Below are 22,460 nucleotides of genomic sequence, written 5' to 3' on the forward strand. Positions count from 1 at the left end.
AACGGCCGAGAACACGTCGTGGGTAAGAGGCGGCTATCTATGCCAAGGCGCGATAAAAAAGGAGCGCTAAAAAACAATATTGCATCGTTACCCCGTCAAGAAGACGTCAGATAGCCACAAAACTCGGATTACGTAGTCGTAAAGCGCTAAATAATGACGCTACCGCGGGCGTGATGAATAAAGCGGGTTGATAACCTTCCTGATCCCAGAGGCAGCAATGCCCGTTATCCATTAAACGACTGAAGTGGCTATAGTTTCCCGGACACACAGACGCAGGTAATATCTCCTGCTTATAGAGGTGTGTCATGACTCAGAAGAAAACCAATTCTTATACCGACGAATTCAGAGAAGGTGCCGTCAAACTGGCGATAGAATCGAATCAGCCAGTTGCCCAGTCCGCCCGAGAACTGGGGGTGAACGTTAATACACTGCACACCTGGATCAATAAATTTCACGGCGAACCACCGCCAGGCTCCGGTAAGCAGGTAAATGACGTGCATCTGTATGAGGAGCTAAAACAACTGCGTCGTGAAAATGCCCGACTCAAGGAGGAGCGGGACTGTTAAAAAAGGCCAGCCTTCTTCGCCAAAGAATCACGCTGAAATACATCTTTATCATGCACCATCAGAGCGAATTCAGCATCGCTCTGATGTGTCGGGTGTTTGACGTTTCTCGAAGCGGTTATTACGAGTGGCAATTACGGTCACCCAGCTTGAGAAACCAGCGAGATGAAGCGTTGAAGGCCAACATTCATAAACACCATCAAGCCAGCCGAGCGACGTATGGGACGCGCCGTCTCCAGCAGAAGCTGTCTGAAGATAATGAATCAGTCAGTCGGCGTCGCATTGGCCGATTAATGCAGGAGGAAGGCTTGGTGTGCAAAACAAGGCGCAAGTTCAAGGCAACGACGAACTCGAAAAAACTGTTGCCACATCAAATATCATTCCTACATTGTAGCAAAGTCTATTTATGACACAGTAAAACTAGGGCGCTATTGCGTCATGAAACTGTCCTAACTATTGTATATACGGCTTTCTCTTTTTAAAAATATCTATATATAAAATCTTCATTTTTTATATAAAAAAGCTTCCACAAAAAAGCTGAAAAAACATATAAACACATTCAAATAACCAACAATTATCACTATAAAAATTGGTATTGAAGACTTATATTTTACTCAATATTTAGTTGTGGGCACCTACGTTTCTAAAGTCACACCGTAAGTAAGTAAGTTTCAAGATACCTCTGCACGAGTATCCTGCTCGCGGCAAGCGGTTAGCAAGCTTTCGGGCGGAAAGCCTCTCTCCACCCAGTTAACTAACTGGGCGGGAACATTGACCAGCGCCATTTTCCAAAAATGGCCCGTTTTGGGCGCAAGACCTCCCTCCACCCAGTTAACTAACTGGGCGGGAACATTGACCTGTGCCATTTTCCAAAAATGGCCCGTTTTGGGCGCAAGACCCCCCTCCACCCAGTTAACTAACTGGGCGGGAACATTGACCTGCGCCATTTTCCAAAAATGGCCCGTTTTGGGCGCAAGACCCCCCTCCACCCAGTTAACTAACTGGGCGGGAACATTGACCTGCGCCATTTTCCAAAAATGGCCCGTTTTGGGCGCAAGACCCCCCTCCACCCAGTTAACTAACTGGGCGGGAACATTGACCTAAAATATAGCGTGCGGGTTGCCCTCAGCCTGGTTTTGTCGTACTTTTCACTCGGAAATCTGGCTTACATCAATGTTATGGCCCAGTTAGTTATTAACTGGGGGGAGAGACCTTTATGGCCCATGAGAATTCTGCGCAGGATGGTGTGTTCACGCTGGAGCGTATTCAGGAGTTAATCGAGCCGGATGCGGTGGCAGCGAGGGACGCGCTCGATGAGGATGATATCCGGCTCGCAAGCGAGTCGTCGTTCGACCTGGTATTTAACGAAATCGAAAAGCTGGTTAATCTCGTTGGTTTGGATTCGCGCATTGTTGCCGATATTTTCTGGCGTGAAGTCGAGGAGAAGATTGCGGATGGTGAGCAGGTATCTCTAGGGCATCGCGTCAGGGTTAAAAATGGAACGTTGGAAATTGCGTATCTTCGAAATATCTTTCAGCAGAAAAAAGGCAGTTATTTTGCCGATCACGTCAAACGATCAGGCAAGTTCCGTTATCAAAAGAGAGATTTTAAGTTTGCGGCGGCGTGGGAGTCTGAATTAGCTTTCGGTTTCGAAGATCATCATCAAATTAACAGAAAAGCGTTCATCTATATGTCTGAAGCCCGGAGAAACCTTCGGCTAGCAAGACGCGAACTCAAGGCCGGGTGGGGTGATCACGATGAAGGCTAGTGGCGGGTTCGGTCAGCACCGCTCTGAGGCCCCTCAGGGGCCTTTTGGCGGCTTTTCGGGCTGTTCGGCGGGGTCAGGGTGCGGGCGAAGGCCTCTGGCGGCTCCTGAGGCGCTTGATGGTCGCTCGACTTGCTCCGGTTCGTTGTTCTGGCATTTGTGCGTGCTCTTTCTAGCAAAAACACACTGTTGTCGGATCGTGTCAATATGGCTGGATCATCGTAGACGGGTATCGTACTCGTGCAGCGGTATGATACTCGTGCAGCGGTATGATACTCGTAGGGAGGTATCGTGAAAAAAACTATAGAAGAGTTGGTTTGTGATCTATCTTGGTCGTTCGAAGGCCTTGATGACGAAATAACGTACAAGGAATTCGGTTGTCTGGAGGCAAGTAGCATCATTGCGCTTGCGTTCAATAGAGAGAAATTGTCGTCATCACTTGTTCGTGGGCCGCTGTTCTACCGGCTATAGACCTCATCAAAAGAATAAAATGAAAAGTCTATATCCATATATTCGGAGCTACTACCAAAAGAACTTAAGCTAGAACTGTAGTATTCGCTTTCGCTATCTCCACCTACCATTCCTGAGGCGTGCTTATAAGAAACACTTATCTCACACTCCACTTCTACATTTATATTCCCTCCCCCACGGTAATCAGTTTCCAAACTATAAGAAATTTCGGTTTCGCATGAATAAAAATAACCGCCCGCGTAGCTTTAATCACAATTAAAATCAACATAATGTATTTAAAAGCGTACATTTGCTCATGGTGCTCTATATCGCAAGCCTCTCCACTTACTCCTTTAACCCTGAGATTTTTTTGCTTAGCTATTTCAGCTAAATCCGCATTAAATCTATCAATTTCTGCTTGTGTTTTTTCTGCATTTATTGCCAGTGCGTTTATAACCATCATTGCACATCCAAAATTGCCCATTGAAGTAAAGTTAGCAGGACTGGAAAATGCTGCGTTAGAGCGGGAAGTCATCTATGTGCTGGCCGTAGTGCCAGTGCTTGAATAGCCGCGTGTCATCTTCGGCGGCCACTACTGCGGGTGTTATGAAGAGTGCAACGCTTGCCAACGCTGCAGCGGTAATCCATTGATGCTTCATTCCCTTGCTCCTATAATAAAGTTTAAAAAACTTTGCTAGAGTCCTGTTTTGGCTTCGAAAGTCATACCTTGAAAGAATCTAACTGCATTGACAATGTACTTAGAGCTCCTTTCAAAACTGTCTTTTGAATTGCTTGAAGCAGATCAGCGAGCAACCTAGGGAAACGCTGCACAAATCCCGCCGCAGCTGCCTGATGGGTATCGGCGGGGTATAATCTGACCTTCCTGCCACCGTCTGACAGAGCCACCCGATGAAGCAGATCTCGTTTGCCCAGGCTGAGCACCAGAACAAGAAGAAGGTTACCCGCCGAGAACGGTTCCTGGCCCAGATGAATGCTCTGGTGCCATGGCAACGCCTGATCGACGCACTGTCGCCGTCCTACTTTCCGAATTCGGCAGGCGCGGGGCCGGCCGCCAATCGGCCTGGAGCGCATGCTGATGGGCTATGCAGTGGGTGAACCCGCCGCAGACGGTGACGACTGGGAAGGCATTGTGCCCTTTGATGAAGTGGCAGGACTGGATGTGCGGCTAGTCGGTTCGCTCTATCGTTTGGTCCGCACCCTGGACAGCTACCGTGAACGCCTGGACGTGACGCAAGACGTCCATGAGTGGGCCACCACCCTTGCCCGCCTGCTCAGCGACACGCTCTCCCCTACGACGCCACGTGAAGAGCAACTCCTGGGGCAGGTACACACGGCGTTGGAAAGCTGGCAGCAGGAAATCCAGGACGCCGACGTGACGCTACCGCTGAACCTTGCCATCGTGCGGGAGAGCTGGCTCTCGCGCACCGACGAGCCGCAGCTGGCCCAAAACTTCATCGTGGGCCGTATCACCTTCGCCACCTTGATGCCGATGCGCGCCATTCCCTTTCGTCAGGTGTACATGCTCGGCATGCAGGACGGTGCCTACCCGCGCAATAGCGAGGCGCCTGACTTCGACCTCATGGCCATTCGCGGTCACTATCGCCCCGGGGATCGTTCACGGAGCGACGATGACCGCTACCTCTTTCTGGAAGCCTTGCTCTCTGCCCGGGAACGGCTGGTGATCAGCTGGTGCGGTTTCAGCGCCCAGGATAATCGCGAGCAGCCGACCAGTGTGCTGGTCGGCCAACTGCGCGACCATCTGGCCGCCGGGTGGCGGTTGCCCGATCAAGCTGGCTCGGTGGCCCTGACCTTTAGCGAGCGCGAAAAGCACAAGCAAGCGCTGCTGGCCACGCTGACCACGGCACACCCGCTACAGCCTTTCGGGCATGGGTACTTTGACGCCGACTCGACGCTATTCACCTACGCACGGGAATGGCAGGAAGTGCGTCGTGATCGCGATGATGACAGCGCTTCCCCCGCAGCTAGCCACCTGTCGCTACCGTTGTGGGCACCCGAGGGAAACAGCATCAAACTCACTGCGCTCATGGCCCTGCTGAGCGACCCCGTCAGTGCCCTGTTTCAGCAACGCCTCTCGACCACGATGCGTGACGAACACGCCGATAATGAAGACGACGAGCCGTTTCACTTCGAGGGACTGGCCAAATGGCAGCAGCGTGAAGCGATGCTGCAACCTCTCGGCCAACGTGCCGCAAGCGAACGCGAGGTGGATCTCGAAACGCTGTTTGCCCAGGTGGAAGATCAGCGTCAGCGTGCCGGAGACTACCCCCCGCCCCGGTCGGCCCGATCATGAGACAGCAGCTGCTGGAGCGACTGCCGGAGACTCTTGGAGACTATCGCCAGCAGCTGATGCGTTTTCCTCAGCCCATGCAGCCGGCACCGTCGATAAAGCATGTCTGCCAGGTGGTCTTGCCGAACCACACCGATCCCATCGCGATCACCCTGGAAGACACTCTCGATAACATCTACCAGGGCGACGCGGGGGCGGCCCGCCTGGTGCTGCTTACCAGCCAGATCCATCAGGGGGATAGCTGGCACTGGACCCAGATCACCCGCCACTGGCCCGCTCATCTGGCACTTCAGCTTGCCCACCCCGACACCCCGACACTGCTGGTCTCACCCAACGGCACGCTGGAGATCCCAGGCATACCCGCCGAGAAGGCCACGACATGGCTTGACGGCCTCATCCAGCAATGGCTCAGCGCCATGCAGGCACCGCTACCGGTTTACCCGACGTTCGCCTTTGCTGTGCTGGATCACCTGACTCCGGCGCCGGATACGCCGTGGCCGGATATCGACACCCTGCAGGAAGACATAAAACTCATGGAGGCCTGGGAGAAGGCCTTTGGCACCCTGTCGCAGCGTAGCCCGCTCACCCTGCGCGAGCTGCCCACGCTGGAGGCCTTTTTCGCCTGCGATGACTTCTTGCCCACCTGCCGAGCGCTTTACGGCGACCTTCACCACTGAATCACCAACGCCACTGCTGCCACCACCAAGACGACCAATACCGAGGAGACTGCCTGATGTCGCTGTCACAAACGCCCACTCAGCCGTCTTCACGCCCGCTGGCACTGGAGCTGCCGCTACGCGGAAGCCAACTGATCGAAGCCAGCGCCGGCACCGGCAAGACCTTCACCATTGCGCTGCTCTATGTGCGTCTGGTGTTGGGTCACGGCCAGCCCGACGACGACAGCCACCCGCAAGATAACGGCTTTCACGTGCCGCTGGTCCCGCCGGATATCCTGGTGGTGACCTTCACCGAAGCGGCCAGCCAAGAGTTGCGCAACCGCATTCGCGCCCGGCTCGTGCAGGCGGCCGATGCGTTCCGCCAAACCGAGCCTGATGACGGCCTGGCCCAAAGCGACCCCCTGCTTGCCGCGCTGCGCGATGACTACCCTCGGAAGACCTGGCCCCACTGCGCCCGACGCTTGGAAGTTGCGGCGGAGTGGATGGATGATGCCGCGATCTCCACCATCCACAGTTGGGCACAACGCATGCTCAAGGAACACGCCTTTGATAGCGGCAAGTTGTTCCAGCAGGAAGTGGTCAAAGACCTTGCCGAGATGACACAGCAAGCGGTATTCGATTACTGGCGCACCCGTGTCTACCCACTCAGCGAAGCGCTGGCCGCCGCCATGATGGCGCTGTTTGACTCGCCCTTTCAGCTACACAGTGCGCTGCGTACCCTGCTGCAACGCCGGGATGCCATCCTGTGCCTGAACGGCGAGCCGCTGCAGCCGGGTGATCTGCGCGAGCAACTGGCTTCGTTGACCTCTCTTCGCGAGAAGCGCGCGCCTGCCGAGGCCCGGGCGCGTGACGCCTACTCAAACGATGCCGATGCCATACATCAGGCGCTGCGTGACCTGCGTGGCCAACTCAATGGCAGCACGTTTCGCGGTAAAAACGATGACGCTACGTTTGAAAGCTGGCTGGAAGAGCTGGCGGCCTGGGGCCGTGGTGAACGAAGCCTTGAGGACGCAAGCTTTGTCCCTAAGCTCGCGGCGAGCAAGTTCAAGCTCAACAAGGGTGCCACCCTGCCCGACTTTGATCTTCACACAGCCCTGGATCACTGGCATGAGGTCGAGGCGGCCCTCGACGAGCAAGTACAAGACCTCAAGCCTCAGGTGCTGGCCGATGCCCGCGCATGGGTGTCAGCACGGCTTGCCGAGCAGCTCGCCCTGCGCGCGCAGATGGGCTTTGACGACATGATCCAGGGACTGGCCAATGCCCTGAGCGGTGATGGCGGTGAGGTTCTCGCCCTGCGGCTACGAGAACAGTTCCCGGTGGCCATGATCGACGAGTTTCAGGACACCGACCCGGCGCAGTACCGAATTTTTGACGCCATCTATCGCGTCGCCGATAACGACCCGGCGTCGAGCTTGATCCTGATCGGTGACCCCAAGCAGGCGATCTACGGTTTTCGTGGCGGGGATATCTACACCTATCTAAAAGCCCGCCTTGCGACAGCCCCACGCCACCACACCCTCGACACCAATTTTCGCTCCAGCGAGGCCGTTGTCGACTCGGTCAATCAGCTGTTCCAGCAGGCAGAAAAGGACTTCCCACGCGGCGCTTTCCGCTTTGCCGTGGAGGGGGCTGCGAGTGACAACCCCATGCCGTTTCATTGTGTTGACGCCAACGGCCGTGCGGAATCACTCAGGCTCGGCGGTGAACCCGCTTCCGTGCTGACCGCCTGGCTGGTGGGCGACGAAGACGAACCCATCAATAAAGACCGCTATCTCAACGAGGCGGCCCGTCACTGCGCCAATCAGATCGCCACCTGGCTGAATCAGGCCCAGCACGGCGAGGCGGGGTTTCAGCACGCCGACAAGCCCTTTGAACCTCTCAAAGCCAGCGACATCGCCATTCTGGTGCGCGATCGCAAGGAGGCCGCAGCCATTCGCGAGGCCTTGAGCGCGCGCAATCTGGCGAGCGTCTACCTGTCGGATCGCAATAGCGTCTTTGCCACCGCGGAGGCCCAGGATATGTGGCGCTGGCTCAAGGCGATGGCCGAGCCGGATGCCGTCGCGACCCTGCGCACCGCCCTGGTGACCACCACCTTAGGGCTTTCGCTTCACCAGCTTGATGCCCTCCAGCAGAATGAGCTGGACTGGGAAGCCACCCAGGAACGATTCGCCGGCTACCGCGCCCGCTGGCAACAGCGTGGCGTGCTCCCGGCGCTGCGCCAGCTCATGCACGACTACAAGGTGCCTGAGCGATTGCTGGCTACCGAGCAAGGTGAGCGCCGCCTCACCAACTTGCTGCATCTGGCCGAGTGGGCGCAGAACGCCAGCGACGCCCTGGATGGGGACCATGCGCTGATTCGTGTGCTGGGCGAACATATCGAACAGCCCAGCGCGGACGAGCAGATCCTTCGTCTGGAAAGCGATGCCCGGTTGATTCAGGTCGTGACCATCTTCAAGGCCAAGGGGCTTGAGTACCCGGTCGTGATACTGCCGTTTATCTGCTCGTTCAACGAGATCAACGGTAAATGGGGCACCCCACTGTTCCATGACGACAACGACCGGCCGTTGCTGGAACTGGCGGCGAAAAAGGATCAGGCCAAAGCCAGTTTCGACGCCGCCAACGACGAGCGCCTGTCCGAAGAGATGCGGCTGCTGTACGTGGCGCTCACTCGCGCCCGGCACGCGACTTTCGTGGGTCTCGCACCGCTCAAGCATGGCAATAGCAAGACCGCGCAGCTAGAGAAATCGGGGATCGGCTACCTGCTGGCCGGCGGACAAAAACTCCCGGACCTGGAGAGCCTAAAAGCTACCTGGGAGACACACCGCAAGGCATGCAGCGGCATTACCCACAGCCCGGCCGTCAGCGACAACGTCACCTACCAACCTCCGGCGGCCAGTCAGGCACTCAAATCCGCGCGTACCCCCAGCCACCGCGCTTTCACGCCGTGGTGGATTGCAAGCTACTCGTCGCTGCAACAAAAAGGCGCCAACGCCCCGGAAACCCCTAAGGCGGAAGTCGAGAACGAAGAACATCAGCCGGTACGCCAGACACTGGTTAGCGGCTCGCCCGAAGAAGCGGGTACTCTGCACGCCTTCCCCCGCGGGCCGAACCCCGGCACCTTCTTGCATGGCGTGCTGGAAACGCTCGCCAACGAAGGCTTTGCCCGCCCCCAGCATGATCCGCGTTTGATCGCCCGCATGAAGCAGCGCTGCACCCTGCGTGGACGGGAGGCGCACGCCTCGGTGCTGGAAGACGGCATCACCGCCTGGCTCAATACGCCGCTCGCCGCGAAAGGCCACGATGGCCCCATGCTGTCAGCGTTGTCCCACTACCGCGCTGAGCCGGACTTCTGGTTCGCCACTGCCAATGCGAAGACCCCGGTGCTCGACAAGCTGGTAAGGGAAACGCTTTTTCCCAACGAAGCACGCCCCACACTGGGCTTCCAACGGCTTAACGGCCTGATGAAGGGCTTTATCGATTTGCTGGCCGAATACAACGGGCAGTATTACGTCATCGATTGGAAATCCAATTGGCTGGGGCCCAGCGACAGCGCTTATACCGACGAGGCGCTCACCCACGCTGCGCTAGATAAGCGCTACGACATGCAACTGGCGGTCTACCTGCTGGCGCTGCACCGTCACCTGCGCCAGACCTTGCCCGATTACGACTATGACCGTCATGTGGGTGGGGCGATGCTGGTGTTTCTGCGCGGCATTCATGCCCCGACCCGCGGTGTGCTGAAAATCAAGCCACCGCGCGTCTTTATCGAGCGGTTTGACGCCATGATGGCCGGCCAGGACACGGCCACGGTCGCTAACGATTCCAAGAATGACGCCAAAAACACGGAGGTTTGCTGATGACGATGATCGCCATTCCCGCACCGGATATTGAACATCTGGCCAGCGACCGCGAAGCGCTGCTCACCCTGCTTTTTGACTGGGCTCGAGCCGGCTGGATACGCGATTTGGATGCCGCCTTCGCCGATCAGCTCGCCCAGCTGAGCCCCGAGGCGGATAGCGCCTGCCTGCTCGCAGCAGCGCTCGTCAGCCACCTGGCCGGTCAGGGTCACCTGCTGCTGGATCTCCAGCAATTGCAGACGACACCGCGCGCCTTGATTGCCGTACAGCCGCAGGACACCCAGGCCGAACTCGTTACGCCCGAACGCGTCATTACCGCCCTTGCTTCTAGCAACCTCGCCTCCTCCTGGGAGACCGCGCTAAGCCGCTGGTCTGCCGTGGGCACTGGCGCGGGCAGCGAGCCCCTGGTACTGGTGGGCACGCGGCTGTATCTGCGCCGTTACTGGCGCCACGAGCAGCGCATTGCTGCTGCCGTCGACGCCCGGGTGGCGCAGACTACCGACTGGCCACCCGCCGATGCCCGGGCGCTGCTTGATTGTTTGTTTTCACCCGACGAGAAAAATGCCGTTAACGCCCGCTGGCAAAAAATTGCCTGCGCCCTGGGCGCACGCACGCCCTTTGCGGTGATCACCGGGGGGCCCGGCACGGGCAAGACCACCACAGTGATTCGTCTTTTGGCGCTGCTGCAGAGTCTCTCGCTTCAAACGGGCCAAGCGACCCTGCGCATTGCCTTGGCTGCTCCTACCGGCAAGGCCGCCGCTCGCCTGAATGAATCCATCGCAGAACAGGTCGATGCGCTGAGCAAGATCGCGCTCCCCGAAGGCGCTCAGGCGGCGATCCCCAAGGAGGTCAAGACATTGCACCGGTTGCTGGGTGCAAGACCGACGACACGCCATTTCTACTACCATGCGCGGCGTCCGCTGCCGTTCGACATGGTTGTGGTCGACGAAGCTTCGATGGTGGATATCGAGATGATGGCTGCCCTGCTGGATGCCTTGCCGCCTCACGCACGCCTGGTACTGCTCGGTGACAAGGATCAGCTGGCGTCCGTCGAGGCGGGTGCTGTGCTCGGCAACCTGTGTCAGCGTGCCGATGCGGGCCATTACCGGGACGCCACGGCGCGCTGGGTCGAAGCCACCACGGCTTATTCGCTGGCAAGCGATTACCTGGACGAGGCAGGACGCCCCCTGGATCAGACCGTGGCCAAGCTGCGCCATAGCTTTCGCTTTGAGGGCAACAGCGGCATCGGTCAGCTGGCAGAGGCAATCAACGCCGGCAATGCACCCGAAGCGCTGGCGATTATCACCGGCAAGCAGTACACCGACTTGGCACGCATCAAGCTGTCGGCCAGCGCGCCCTACAAGGCACTCACATCACTCGCGATAGAAGGACGCAAGGATAGCGAGGATGCTCGGGGGCTGCGCCACTACCTGACGGAGGTCCGCCGCCAGGAGCAACGACCCGCGGCCACTGCTGGTAAAGACACGTGGGATGCCTGGGCAAAAGCGATCCTCAAGGCACACACGGCCTTTCAGCTGCTGACGCCGCTGCGCCAGGGTCCTTACGGCGTCAACGCACTCAACGAACGTATCGAGCAGGCGCTGACCCATGAGGGGCTGGTTCAAAAACCTGACGACACTACCCGCTGGTACGAAGGCCGTCCGGTGCTGGTGACGGGGAATGATTACGGACTGAAACTCATGAACGGCGATATCGGCATCACGCTCTATGCGCCACAGCAGTTTGACTCAGCCACTGACGACAGCAGCGTCACCCTGCGTGTCGCCTTTCCCGATGGCAAGGGCGGCATTCGCTGGGTGCTGCCCAGCCGACTTCAGCGGATCGAGACGGTCTACGCCATGACGGTGCATAAATCCCAGGGGTCGGAATTTGACCACACGGCACTGGTCATGCCCGATACGCTGTCACCGATTCTCACCCGGGAGCTGATCTACACCGCGGTTACCCGGGCGAAGAAGACCTTTACGCTGCTCAGTCCCGGCGACGAAACCGAGCAGGGCTTGCTGGCACGCGCCATCGAACGGCGCATCCAGCGCCACAGTCAGCTGTTTGCGTGATCCATAGGATCGGGTATCGGCAGCTGCTCGGCGTGGAATTCACGTTACACCCAAGGGCAGCCGTACCTGGCCGCTCAGCGACGCCGATCACCGCCAGCCAACTGCTGCGTTTGGGCGCTTGTTGAACCCAGGCGCCTTCAGCCATGCGCGGCCCGCCATTACGCCAATGAAGGAGAAGGCTGTGATGAATGTATTGCAACGCGATATTCAGCGCTGTCCATGCCCAAGCGCCGTGGTCGAGGTCAATTCCATCGTCCCCGACCAACGGGTACGCCTAGACCAGCTAGAGGGCTGCTTCGCTCATGCCCCGCGCGAGGAGATCTATATCCGCGGCGAGTTTTCCATCCGCCAAGGTAATGCCTGGCGCTGCTACTACAATGCCGAGATCGGCAGTGCCTCATATAGTGAGGATGTCGAGCGGTGAATCGTCGTTTTCAACCCATGCGCCAGCGGCTCACGGCCTGGCTACGCCAAAAAGGCTGGATTCGCCAGCGTGGCGACCGCTATGGCAGTTTTGCTTCGCTTGAGCGCCACGAGCCCGACGGTGCCTTTTCGATTGCGTATGCTGACCGTGGCTCGCCCATCACCATCATGGCGATTCACGGTGGCAAGATTGAACCCGGCACTTCGTCACTGGCCAAGCAAATTGCGGGCGATACGTTCAATTATTATTGTTTCAATGGGCAGAAGGCCCGTCATAACTGGGATTTGCACATTACCAGCACGGCCTTCGATGAGCCGGTTGCCATGGCATTAGCCCGACGATCCTCCGTGGTGTTGACGCTTCACGGCTGTATGGACAGAGGTGCCATCGCCTATACCGGTGGCGATCACCTCGAACTCTGCCAGCAGCTCGAACGCCAGCTCAACAATGACGGCATCGAGAGCCGCCCCCATCCTGTTTTTCATGGCCGCGGGCGTGACAATATCTGCAACCGCGGCCAGCAGGGCGGCGTGCAGCTGGAACTCACCCCGCGGCTACGGATCTGCCCGTTTGCGCGTCGAAAGCGGCGTACCTTCGTTAACAGCGTACGGAAAATACTGAGCGACAGTGATAGCCTAGATGGATTGTAATAATTTCATCGCCATTCACCCTACAAACGAGGTCGGTATGTCACAGTCAGAGGCGTTTGCGCTGAGTGAAATTCCCCACATCGAGGCCAGTCCCGACGACTACCGGCTTCTGGAACGCGTTCCGTTAACCAAAGCCGCTGTCACCTTTCCGCTGGCATTACACCCGCCCGTGGGTGACGAACGTCCCTTTGTCGTAGCCGACGTGGAAACCACCGGGCTGGATACCGAGGCGGACAGCATTATCGAGCTGGGTTTGGTACGCGGTGACTACAGTCCAAGCGCGGGGCGTATCACATCTATCTCTGGCGCACTCAGCCATTTCGAAGACCCCGGCAAGCCGATCCCCGAGGAGATCACTCGAATCACTGGCATCACGGATGCCGATGTGGCCGGTCAGCGCATAGACGACGGTGAGATCGCCACGTGGTTTGAGGGAGACCCCTTGGTCATCGCGCATAATGCCTCTTTTGATCGCCCGATGATGGAGCGACGTTTTGCCTTTATTGCTGAGCGCGGCTGGGCCTGTACGGCCAACGGTATTCCATGGAAGGAATTGGGCTATGAAGGACGCAAGCTGGAATACCTGCTGCTCAAGCACGGCTTTTTCTATGGCGGCCACCGCGCAGAAGTGGATTGCTTGGCCACTGCATGGCTGATGCACATCAACCCGGCGGCGTTTACCCAGCTACTGGTCAGTGCGCGCCAACGCACCGTGATCATACGCGCCTTTGGCGCTCCCTTTGATGTGAAGGAGGCCTTGAAAGCCAGGGGCTACCGCTGGCACTCGGGTGACAGAGGACCGAATAAAAGCTGGTGGACCGAAGTGGATGCCAATGCCGTCGAGGAAGAGCAGTCCTTCCTGAATGCCACCTACGCCCGGGGAGCGGAGCAGGCACATTATGAACCTCAGACGGCCCGCACCCGATTCAAAGGTATATAAACTGTACGAAGCAGAATGCCGCTAGCAAGCGGCTCTCTCGGCTGCACGGCTGGAAATGCCAAGTCAAAAATCCGACGCACACACCAAGGACCTGGTATGGCCATTCACCGCACAGCTTCCTCCGCCCATCACTACTACGACGATCATGCTCCACAGCTATTTGACCAGTATCACTCGGTGAGCTTTGAGCGTGTTCACGGGGAATGGCTGCATCATCTTCCAGAGCAGCCAGGTCTGGCACTGGATGTCGGTGCGGGCAGCGGGCGCGATGCCAAGGCACTCACTGAGCGTGGCTGGCAGGTTATTGCCGTCGAACCAGCCGAGCAAATGCGCGTACTAGGGCTGGCGCACACGCAAGGCAGTGACGTGAATTGGCTAAATGATACCTTGCCGGCTCTTTCACGTGTCCGCCAGCTCTCACAGCGTTTTCAGCTGATATTGGTATCAGCGGTCTGGATGCACCTGGTCCCTGACGACCAGCAGCGGGCATTAAGAGTGTTGTCATCCCTGCTTGCGCCCGGCGGCCTTCTGGTCATTACCTGCCGTGAAGGGAGAAGCGGTGATGAGCGTTATTTTCAGCCGGTCAACCTCCCTGCGCTGGATCAATGGGCACAGAACCTGGCCTTGTTGCCGTTACACGCTAGTCAGAATAAGGACCAGCTAGGCCGAGAGGGCGTGGCCTGGCATTTGCGGGTGTTCAAGCTTCCCGATGATGGTACCGGGGCACTGCCCACCCTGCGACATATCATCGTCAATGACGGTAAGTCCTCGTCCTACAAACTGGGGTTGCTGCGTGCATTAACACGCTTGGCGGACAGTGCACCGGGTATCGTGATTTCACGGACAGACGAATGGGTGACCGTGCCGCTGGGTGCCGTGGGGCTTTACTGGATCAAGCTCTATCGTCCGTTGTTGCTGGAACACCAACTCCGTCAGGCGCCGGGAAGCAAAGCCTACGGATTCGCCAAAGACGACTTTTATGCCTTGAAGTACTTTTCACCGCACGACTTGCGCATTGGAGCGCCGTTTTTCGACCCCCGTGCAGCAGCGACTGTGATGCGGGCAATTCGCGATGCAAGCAAGACGATCCTCAAGATGCCTGCCCACTACATCACCTGGCCGGGTAGCCAGCGCCCTATCTTTGACGGTACCGCCCAGGGAATGCGCATCCGCGAGCAGCCTGTACGACTCGATAGCCACACACTTTCCGCTTTCGGCACCTTCCGTATTCCTACACCCCTATGGGACTGCATGAGTCGGTATGCTTGCTGGCTAGAGCCTGCGATTGTGCATGAGTGGGTGCAGTTGATGCAGCGCTATGACGCAGACTATGAGATTGGCCAATTGCACCAGGCACTGCAGTGGCAGGAAAGCCGACGCGATACACAACAGGTGCGCCAGCTCGTGAAAACGCGCTTGCAAGACACAGCGCCCCTGCCCTGCGTTTGGTCGCACCAGGATTTGCACCGCCGTGCCTACGCAGTGGATCACTGCTTTCCCTGGGCACGCTGGAACAACAACGACCTCTGGAACCTGTTGCCCGCTACAGAGAAAGCCAACCGGGCAAAGTCCGACCGACTGCCTGCCGCTCACGTCATGCAGCAATCGAGACAGAATATCCTGCACTGGTGGGACTACTTGGACCATCAGCAAGGAATCCAACAGCAATTCCGCGACGAAGCGAGCGTAGCACTGCCACTCGCCACACGGACCTCATCGCTGGATGAGCTGTTTGAAAGTGCGCTACTGCAGCGCCAGCGGTTGAAAGCAAATCAACAGCTGGCGGAATGGATGGGCATTCCCCTGCTGTCTCCAACTTGACAGAAGAAATCTCCTTCACTTTGACGTTTCAATGCACTGCACAGGCTCGGCTACTGCGGCTTGAAAGAGTACAAATTGATGCTGACACGCCTTGCAAGTGGCCGCATAGGTTGGACCGCGTTTGTTAACGACAACCGAGCGTGAATCGCATGCGGGGCAAGGCGGTTTCATCGGTGTATTCTTGCCGCAGCTGCCGCACTTAACGAAATAGCCATACTTGCCATAGCGATCCTCGAGTGCATGATCTTCACCGCAATGCTTGCACACCAATAGAGGAACAGCAGTTTCCTGTACTGATGTTTCCGGCACCACGACGGGTGCCTTGATCTCGGGCGGCGGGACCGTTTGTCTCGCTTGGGCATCTTGCGTCAGAAGAAAATCACCAAGGTCAGCAAGCTCCCGTTCGTTGAAACGGGCTCGCCCTTTAAGTGAAGAGAATGTACCCAGTGAGCCGACCCACTTCTTTACACGTTCAGCCACAAACTCGGATTTCACCGTCACATCCGAAATTTTCGACGGCATGTTTTCCCTGTCCAGAATGGCCGAACTTGATACGGCACAGAGCACACGCCATTCGCGTCCACCGACCTGGCCTTGAACACCAAGCAGCTTGCGCACGAACTTTTCGACGTTGGCGCGCAGCAGTTCTTTGAGCAGTGTCTGCTGCATTTCTGCCTGGCGTACTGGCGATGGCATCCCGCGCCATTCACCGCGATAACTACGCGACCACTCACCTTCTGTGTTGACGTTCACCTCACCGTTGATACTCTTGGATTCGATAACGATAAAGCCGAAGGGATAGACAACCAGGTGGTCTATCTGAGCATTCTCGCCGTTATGCGTCAGGCGTAGATCGTTAAAGATCAGAACTTGCTGTTTGTCGCCAAACTCGCGGCGCAGGTGAAAAGCCACATCTTTTTCTTGCTGATGGCCGTATTGAAGGCGCTTGTCGCTACCGGTAAAAGTGTCTTTTTCCTTGAGAATCATCGATCTAATTTCCCTATTCAATGTCTGGCAGCACCTTTTCTGCTGCCGTATTCTACCGAAATATACCGCGTAGTTGGCTGACAAATGATCGCCTATGTTGTTGGACAGGGCACACTGCTATCCACTGAAACGCGCTTGGTAACTTTGTGGTAACAGCTGTACGTGGCGCTCGACCGCGCCAGGCAAAATGAACAGCCTTGGTGACGTACCAAAGGTATAAACGCGATATAGCCGGAAGGCTGCTGCGTACTCATTGGAAAACGACCGCTCGTTTTCGCTAATAAAAAATGGCTGATACTTGCCGGAATGCGTTGCCTTCACCTCTAGAAACCGCTCCTCGTCACGCTGAGCATCGAACGAGCGGATATCAAAACCGAGCCCGTCACCACGCTTTTGGCTTGACCACTCCACTTCTTTGGCCAAATCCTCGCGTCCTACTGTCGTGAGCCTCTGCTTTTCCAAGTCGAGAACAAACGCTTCCGCGAGCTGGCCCAGCTCGCGGTTGCGGCGCTCACGCTCGGAAAAGTTGATGTGTCTAGCCAGATAACTCGGCCGCGTCTCTGCCACGCTTGGCACCCGCTCTGGGGGCTCCGGGTCAAAGACGCTATCCCACGTTACTTGGCTATCTGTTACCGCAGAAGCGGTATCCGCCGCACGGTTAACGTCGTCCAGCAACGGCTGATGCCCAGCAAGATAAGACAGGACGACTTGCTTTAACTGCCGCTGATAATTAAACGCCGGTTTGTAGCCGGGGATATAAGGCAATCCCAACTCTAACAACACCGCGCTAACGTTTTGATGCTTGAACTCAATCGAGCCTTCAGAGCGGTTATTGAGTTTGGGCTGCAGCACCCGACGATGCTCAGCCTTGGTGTACGCTGCACCCACTAGCTCTCTTTCCAACATGGCTATGTAGTCGCCAACCAGAAACTCACACTCCAACCAGTCCCAGCCACCGCGCTCAGGGCGCAATATGTTACGCCTGGCCTCTTCATCCAGATTTTGCAAAAGTGAGGTTTTCAACAGCTCTCTCGCCACCCGGTTGCCAAGCAGCTCAAACAGCGCGTCATCCAGGTAGGCATAAGCGATATGCGTGTTGAGCACACTTGGCGATGACGCCGTGGATAAGCGCTGATAGCTTTCACGCTGCCCCGGTCGCACTTTATGATGCCAAAACCCTTCACTACGCAAATGGAAAAAAGGATGATGCGAATTGGGCTTATTGGCAGCCGATGCCAGTGGTACAAAGCACGCTAAGTAACATTGCTTGAGCGCATCATCAAAGACAATCCGGTTTTGCGTTATCTCGCCGCTGCCGATCAGCTCGATTACCGCCAGCAGCATGGCTACCTTATGCGGGCTGCTATTTCCCCTCACCGCATGCAGGCGTAGCGAGGAGAAATGCTTTTCGTAGTCGAGTAGGATCATCAAATTAGGCCTTCATGAATACCAATATTCACCCGTCCTGTTGGCTAACGCGTTGAATGGGGCACTTGGTCAAGAGGCGATTCCATTAAACAACGTTGGATATCTGAACATCAAAGGATTTACCCAACCGGACAACTAGCTGTCAGTGGCGACAATAGCCGTATTGTTCTTACAAGCAGTGGGTAGGCAGCAAGTTTTATCACAAAAACAACAAAAAATACGGTGCAGGGGAAAAAAGCCCCGCAGTACCTTCAAGCTTTTTAATAGCGCACTTTAACTATCAAAATTAACTCACGCCAATGCCTCTTCTGGAAAAACTTCATCAATCAAATTTTCTAGAATAACCGGCATCTCCACTTGGTTTGGATCTTCTTCATCGTCCCATAGAGTAAAGCCCTCAATGTCATAATAAATGTAGAAATCTTCATCTTCCCATTCGATCCAAAGATACGCAGACTCGTCACCGTAAACCTCAATGTAACCAAAATCCGAGATTTCAGCCGACAGCTCTTCTTCCTTGTCCATCTCACGCAGATGTCTCTCAAGGATAAAAGTCCTCAATTCAGCATGATAACCTCGGAATGTAGACTTGCTTAGAAGGTAGATTTGGTTCCCTTTCTTGTGTATTAGGCGTCGACTGCAATAGCGAATTGCCTCAGGATGCTCAATCACTAACTGCCGCCAACCGCCACAATTCGCATTGGCGACAATCTTTCTCAACGACGTCTCAACATCCTTCCCGACCTTACGCACTAGCCTTTTAAAGGCCTTTTTCTTAACGACCCTGAGCCAATTTTCTGACCGCTCCCTATAGGTACTTCTATTAGGAATACAGAAACTGTAGCGATTACCTCTATCCTGAACCAAGTAATCATCCAGAGTAAGTAATGCGCGCTCAAGTAGAAAATCATTCGAGCGAAGAATTTTGTCGCTTAATAATATCGCTACTTTGCTCGCCATTTTCTTAAAATTAATCTGATCAGCAACCATCTCCTCAGCATCAATGGCCATATCAAGAAGGAAGCCGACTTTACCCTGCAAGTAACAGTGTTTTTCGTAGTTAGCCAGCAGGGATTCCCAGCTCTGGTCGCTAATAATTAATTTAGCTTTTCGTGATTCTTCCTCCCGCTGTTCTTTCGAAAATCCAAACTCTAGGACATTCTCAGCAAGAAATTCATACAATCCCTGATGATGCTTTGAAAGCTCTACAAGGCCACGAATTGAAGAAATAAACGGAGAAAGCTCATCGATACGATGATTATTAATCAAGTTGCCTGTCACGCGATTCCAACGAGAAAAATGTTCTTCGACCTCCTCTGTCCAATTCTCCAAAGATCCGATAGTCTGAATAAACCTGACGCATGAATAGAACTTCGTTTGGCTCACATAATCATCGCTGGTGACTGCATCCTTAAAAACCTGAAGAGCATCATCATTTGCCGAGTTCATGAAAAAGTAGTCAAGTACGAGCTCGACTCTATGCAGGTTCTCTTCGTCAAAAGAGGCAAACATCTCAAAATCATCTGCGGGAATGTAGCCAGACGTCGTCCTCAAACGCTGCAGCCATGTTTTCCATGTCTGATCTAAGGCCTCATACCCACCCTCAACCGTCTCACAGGCTTGGTAGAACGCCATTAAATTGAATAGACGAAGATACAGTCGGTCGAATTCGACATCCAATTCTTGGCTAATTTTCCAGAAAAGATCTGTCCACTGCTGATCAAGTTTTCGTTCAATTCTCTTCCCGGCAGATATTTTCTCAAGATGACTGCAGAGCCAGGCCTTAAAGTTTTCGAAGTCAGAAAGTGGTTTTCCGCGAGCGTTCATCTTGATATAAAGATCGTCAGAAAGGCCGAAAGACTCCAGGTTCAGGTATTGAAAAATTATGCGAGGCTGTTCCGTATCGGTCAGACGCTCATACATACTCACTTCACAATCAAACAAATGCTGATGTATCGCATCCAGCATTGTCAGGCAGGCTTTAACGGTAGGATCAGACTGCCAAGAAAGAAAAAACCATTGCCTATCGACAATGAGGTCAGAGATAGAATTCTGCCCTTTGCTTAAAACGATATCATCTGCGGCTGCCAAAGCATTAAAGAACTCAGAAGCACTCACGCGCACTTTATAAGTAAACTTCGATCCTGAGTCAGAAAGAAATGATTCCTGAAAATTTCTCAAATGACCTTCCTTAACTGCCAGATACCAGTGCAGCAGAAACAGAGTCGTTAGCCTCTGCTGCCCATCAAGCACAGAGAAAAAGAATGGACCTGAACCTTCAAAATTTCCATAAATGAAATCAAGATCAAGTGGCTGACTGGAATACTCATCCAGTAGCGTTCGCTTAATCGAGTTCAAGAATTGTCGGCGAACCTCCGTTACCTCTTCACGCCCTTGTGCATAATCGCGCTGAAGTATGGGTATTTGTATGGAGTCAACCTTATTGATCAATTCAACGAATGTCAGCGTGCTCCCCTCTTTCATGCGATTAGATCCTCCGTGCAGAATAGCTTGGTTAATAACTCGGTCATTGCTTGCTGATGATTCTTACTATCTTGTGAATCCCAGAACATCATGTTGCCAACCCGATCACTGTAGTACTTGAGAAAGGCATTTTTGGTACACAAAGGAACAAACGTAGCCGTCTTATCTAGAGCAATCACTCGGTTACGCTTAATAGGAAAAATAGCATTCTTATAACTTCGGTTAGTAAAACTGTCTAATAACGTCAGATTACCAATAGAATGATCCAAATCTGCATTATTATTTGGCGCATACACGTCAAGCACGCGGCTAAAGAGGGTCTCAAAAGCAGATGTATCGAATGTTTCGCCAGCCTGCACCTCTTTGGCATCTGCAAGGATATTATTCAAGTCCTCTGATAGGGTATCAGGTACTTCTTCAAATTCGTTCTCAATATAATTAACTACGCCCCCAAGCCAAGCTTTCTGACGCTCCTTACTTTCTGGCATCTCACTTGCCACTGAGCGAATATGCTCAATATCCCAAGATTCTTTTCTGAAGCGATCAAACTGGAAGCGCGCATTGGTTTTTGGATTGGCCAGCAGCGTAGCAATGTTGAACAGCAAGAGTACGGAAACCAGGGATTGCTTCGAAGAACCCGAATCATAGGAGAACTGGGTAAGCTCTCCCTCAATCGCTTTCGCAAGCGACCCTCGGCTTTCGTAATCACCACGTACTAGATCAGGAAATGCCTTTTTAAATACCATACCTACCAAGGCTTGACGAAACTCTCGCTTGGTCGAACAATCCTGAAAGAGGCTCTTTATATTTTTTACACACACATCCCTTGCAACGAGAAAACCTACCAGATGAAAGATTGTATGATCTTCGTACCACTCTCTCAGAGTCATAAAACAGCGTTTGACATGCTCCCAGTCGCGATCGATTGGCTCACTGCTTTCCGAGAGCCAACGCGAAAATGTTAGAAAAATATAGTAGGGGTCATGCATGGGAATGGACTGTACAGCAGAAGGAAGTTGCTTAGTCACAATTTCCAACACGAACTCAATGCGGTTTGCCTCAGTTTCCTCGTTGCTCATAAAAAACCAGAAATCATCTGACTGTAGTGCTCGCTCTATCTCATCCCACTCTTTTGCAATCTTGAGCTGACCGAAGTAGTGCTCGTTCTCATTGAATTTTAGACCCTTTAAAAAAAGTGCTTTAACCAGCTCTGCATTGGTAAGAGGGATTTTCCCCAAATTAAGCCGAGTAAATACAGTTGTCGTGTCAATCCTTTCATTGATCTGATACCAGATCACTTTAACATTTTTTCCAGCCTCGTCATCGTTCAGCAGAGTTTGCAGGAACTTAAGCTTATAGGTGCCGTCCCTCGCTTCAAACCACTCATGAATGGCCTGCTTAGCCTCGTACATATAAAAGAAGTCAATATTTTCCTGGTGCCGGATTTCGCTGATATCTTCAAGAAAAGCGGCGCTATTTGGGCGGGTCTCATAGCGCAGGCGGTATGACTCTTTACCAAGTAGTGCTGCAATATCCTTCAAGTAATTAAGGATGATATAAATCGTCGTCAGCCGCTGCTGGCCATCAACCAACTCCCATTCTCCATCGCGCTGCTTTACAACTACGGGCTGAAGACAATAAAACACACTCTTAGGGCTTTCTTCGCTCTGCTTCTGAAATTCGCCAATATCGTCCAGCAGCTCACTGACCTGCCGACGTGTCCAGCGGTACCCTCGCTGATAAGCCGGGATGAAAAAAGACTTCTGCAACAGTTCACTGATAGGCTTCAATACGAGTTCATTGCGTACTGGCATAGGTAACCTTCTTGTCCTTTAACGAAATTTACGGGGTTCTCTACTTGCTGCTGCATTGCGACATAAATTTTGTATGGAGCTAAACCTGCTAGCTTTCTCTCCGTCAGTTTTGGAGGAACTGTCATGGCTGGACGTGACAGATTTCCAATTAGTACTAGGTGTTTTGTACGAAAAGCCTTATCTGATAATTTCC

The 22,460-nt window shown here is 54.4% G+C and carries 16 protein-coding genes and 2 pseudogenes; 11 read left to right on the top strand and 7 right to left on the bottom strand.

Annotated features, from left to right (window positions below; all coding sequences use genetic code 11):
• Positions 1–305: 305 nt before the first annotated feature.
• Together DU506_RS13455 and DU506_RS22815 are read left to right on the top strand one after the other, a co-directional pair.
• Entirely contained in the window at positions 306–566 is a 261-nt protein-coding gene (locus tag DU506_RS13455; protein WP_114487427.1) for a transposase, read from the top strand.
• An 83-nt stretch (positions 567–649) separates the two neighbouring features.
• Positions 650–973 carry an IS3 family transposase gene (locus DU506_RS22815; RefSeq protein WP_422822334.1) on the top strand — a complete coding sequence of 108 codons (324 nt, stop codon included), beginning with the start codon at positions 650–652 and terminating at the stop codon, positions 971–973.
• A gap of 261 nt (positions 974–1,234) precedes the next feature.
• Here DU506_RS22815 and DU506_RS13465 read toward each other — a convergent pair whose 3' ends face one another.
• Positions 1,235–1,591, bottom strand: a complete 357-nt coding sequence (locus DU506_RS13465) for a hypothetical protein (protein WP_114487429.1) — start codon at positions 1,589–1,591, stop codon at positions 1,235–1,237.
• Positions 1,592–1,779: 188 nt separating this feature from the next.
• Here DU506_RS13465 and mobI point away from each other — a divergent pair, with 188 nt between their 5' ends.
• Positions 1,780–2,331 (top strand): conjugative transfer protein MobI(A/C), encoded by a 552-nt coding sequence (gene mobI / locus DU506_RS13470; RefSeq protein ID WP_114487430.1) that lies wholly within the window; start codon positions 1,780–1,782, stop codon positions 2,329–2,331.
• Positions 2,332–2,959: 628 nt separating this feature from the next.
• On the opposite strand, the gene DU506_RS13475 is transcribed toward mobI, so the two are convergent.
• Both DU506_RS13475 and DU506_RS21685 read right to left on the bottom strand, forming a co-directional pair.
• Positions 2,960–3,313: a hypothetical protein gene (locus DU506_RS13475; RefSeq protein ID WP_220254385.1), complete on the bottom strand. Its 354-nt coding sequence runs from the start codon at positions 3,311–3,313 to the stop codon at positions 2,960–2,962.
• Positions 3,297–3,437 (bottom strand): hypothetical protein, encoded by a 141-nt coding sequence (locus tag DU506_RS21685; RefSeq protein WP_181870768.1) that lies wholly within the window; start codon positions 3,435–3,437, stop codon positions 3,297–3,299. The genes DU506_RS13475 and DU506_RS21685 overlap by 17 nt, the downstream gene beginning before the upstream one ends.
• A gap of 250 nt (positions 3,438–3,687) precedes the next feature.
• Between DU506_RS21685 and DU506_RS13480 the strand changes: the two are divergent.
• From DU506_RS13480 to DU506_RS13515, 8 genes and pseudogenes are all read left to right on the top strand, one after another.
• Positions 3,688–3,883 (top strand): annotated as a pseudogene (locus DU506_RS13480) (transposase); the annotation flags it as partial.
• 960 nt (positions 3,884–4,843) lie between these two features.
• Positions 4,844–5,784 (top strand): annotated as a pseudogene (locus DU506_RS22695) (hypothetical protein).
• 56 nt (positions 5,785–5,840) lie between these two features.
• Positions 5,841–9,641 (top strand): exodeoxyribonuclease V subunit beta, encoded by a 3,801-nt coding sequence (gene recB, locus DU506_RS13490; RefSeq protein ID WP_114487433.1) that lies wholly within the window; start codon positions 5,841–5,843, stop codon positions 9,639–9,641.
• Positions 9,641–11,719, top strand: coding sequence for an exodeoxyribonuclease V subunit alpha (recD, locus tag DU506_RS13495; protein WP_220254387.1), 2,079 nt, complete (start codon positions 9,641–9,643; stop codon positions 11,717–11,719). The genes recB and recD overlap by 1 nt, the downstream gene beginning before the upstream one ends.
• 184 nt (positions 11,720–11,903) lie before the next feature.
• On the top strand, positions 11,904–12,143 hold the full coding sequence (locus DU506_RS13500; RefSeq protein WP_114487434.1) for a hypothetical protein: 240 nt from the start codon (positions 11,904–11,906) through the stop codon (positions 12,141–12,143).
• Positions 12,140–12,793: a poly-gamma-glutamate hydrolase family protein gene (locus DU506_RS13505; protein ID WP_114487435.1), complete on the top strand. Its 654-nt coding sequence runs from the start codon at positions 12,140–12,142 to the stop codon at positions 12,791–12,793. Before DU506_RS13500 ends, DU506_RS13505 begins: the two co-directional genes overlap by 4 nt.
• 37 nt (positions 12,794–12,830) lie before the next feature.
• Positions 12,831–13,733 (top strand): 3'-5' exonuclease, encoded by a 903-nt coding sequence (locus DU506_RS13510; RefSeq protein ID WP_114487436.1) that lies wholly within the window; start codon positions 12,831–12,833, stop codon positions 13,731–13,733.
• Positions 13,734–13,829: 96 nt separating this feature from the next.
• The gene (locus tag DU506_RS13515; RefSeq protein ID WP_114487437.1) at positions 13,830–15,554 is read left to right on the top strand and encodes a class I SAM-dependent methyltransferase; all 1,725 of its coding nucleotides are present in this window, start codon (positions 13,830–13,832) and stop codon (positions 15,552–15,554) included.
• A gap of 15 nt (positions 15,555–15,569) precedes the next feature.
• On the opposite strand, the gene DU506_RS13520 is transcribed toward DU506_RS13515, so the two are convergent.
• The 4 genes from DU506_RS13520 to DU506_RS13535 all read right to left on the bottom strand — a co-directional run bounded on the left by DU506_RS13520 (position 15,570) and on the right by DU506_RS13535 (position 22,267).
• Positions 15,570–16,541, bottom strand: a complete 972-nt coding sequence (locus tag DU506_RS13520; protein ID WP_114487438.1) for a nuclease-related domain-containing protein — start codon at positions 16,539–16,541, stop codon at positions 15,570–15,572.
• A 117-nt stretch (positions 16,542–16,658) separates the two neighbouring features.
• Complete coding sequence (locus DU506_RS13525) at positions 16,659–17,969, bottom strand: protein NO VEIN domain-containing protein (protein WP_114487439.1); 1,311 nt, start codon at positions 17,967–17,969, stop codon at positions 16,659–16,661.
• Between the two features lie 291 nt (positions 17,970–18,260).
• Positions 18,261–20,453: a DUF262 domain-containing protein gene (locus tag DU506_RS13530; RefSeq protein ID WP_114487440.1), complete on the bottom strand. Its 2,193-nt coding sequence runs from the start codon at positions 20,451–20,453 to the stop codon at positions 18,261–18,263.
• A complete protein-coding gene (locus DU506_RS13535; protein WP_114487441.1) occupies positions 20,450–22,267 on the bottom strand; it encodes a DUF262 domain-containing protein in 1,818 nt (605 codons plus the stop codon). Before DU506_RS13535 ends, DU506_RS13530 begins: the two co-directional genes overlap by 4 nt.
• Positions 22,268–22,460: the final 193 nt, after the last annotated feature.

The sequence above is a fragment of the Vreelandella rituensis genome, from assembly GCF_003336665.1.
GTDB classification, from domain to species: Bacteria; Pseudomonadota; Gammaproteobacteria; order Pseudomonadales; family Halomonadaceae; genus Vreelandella; species Vreelandella rituensis.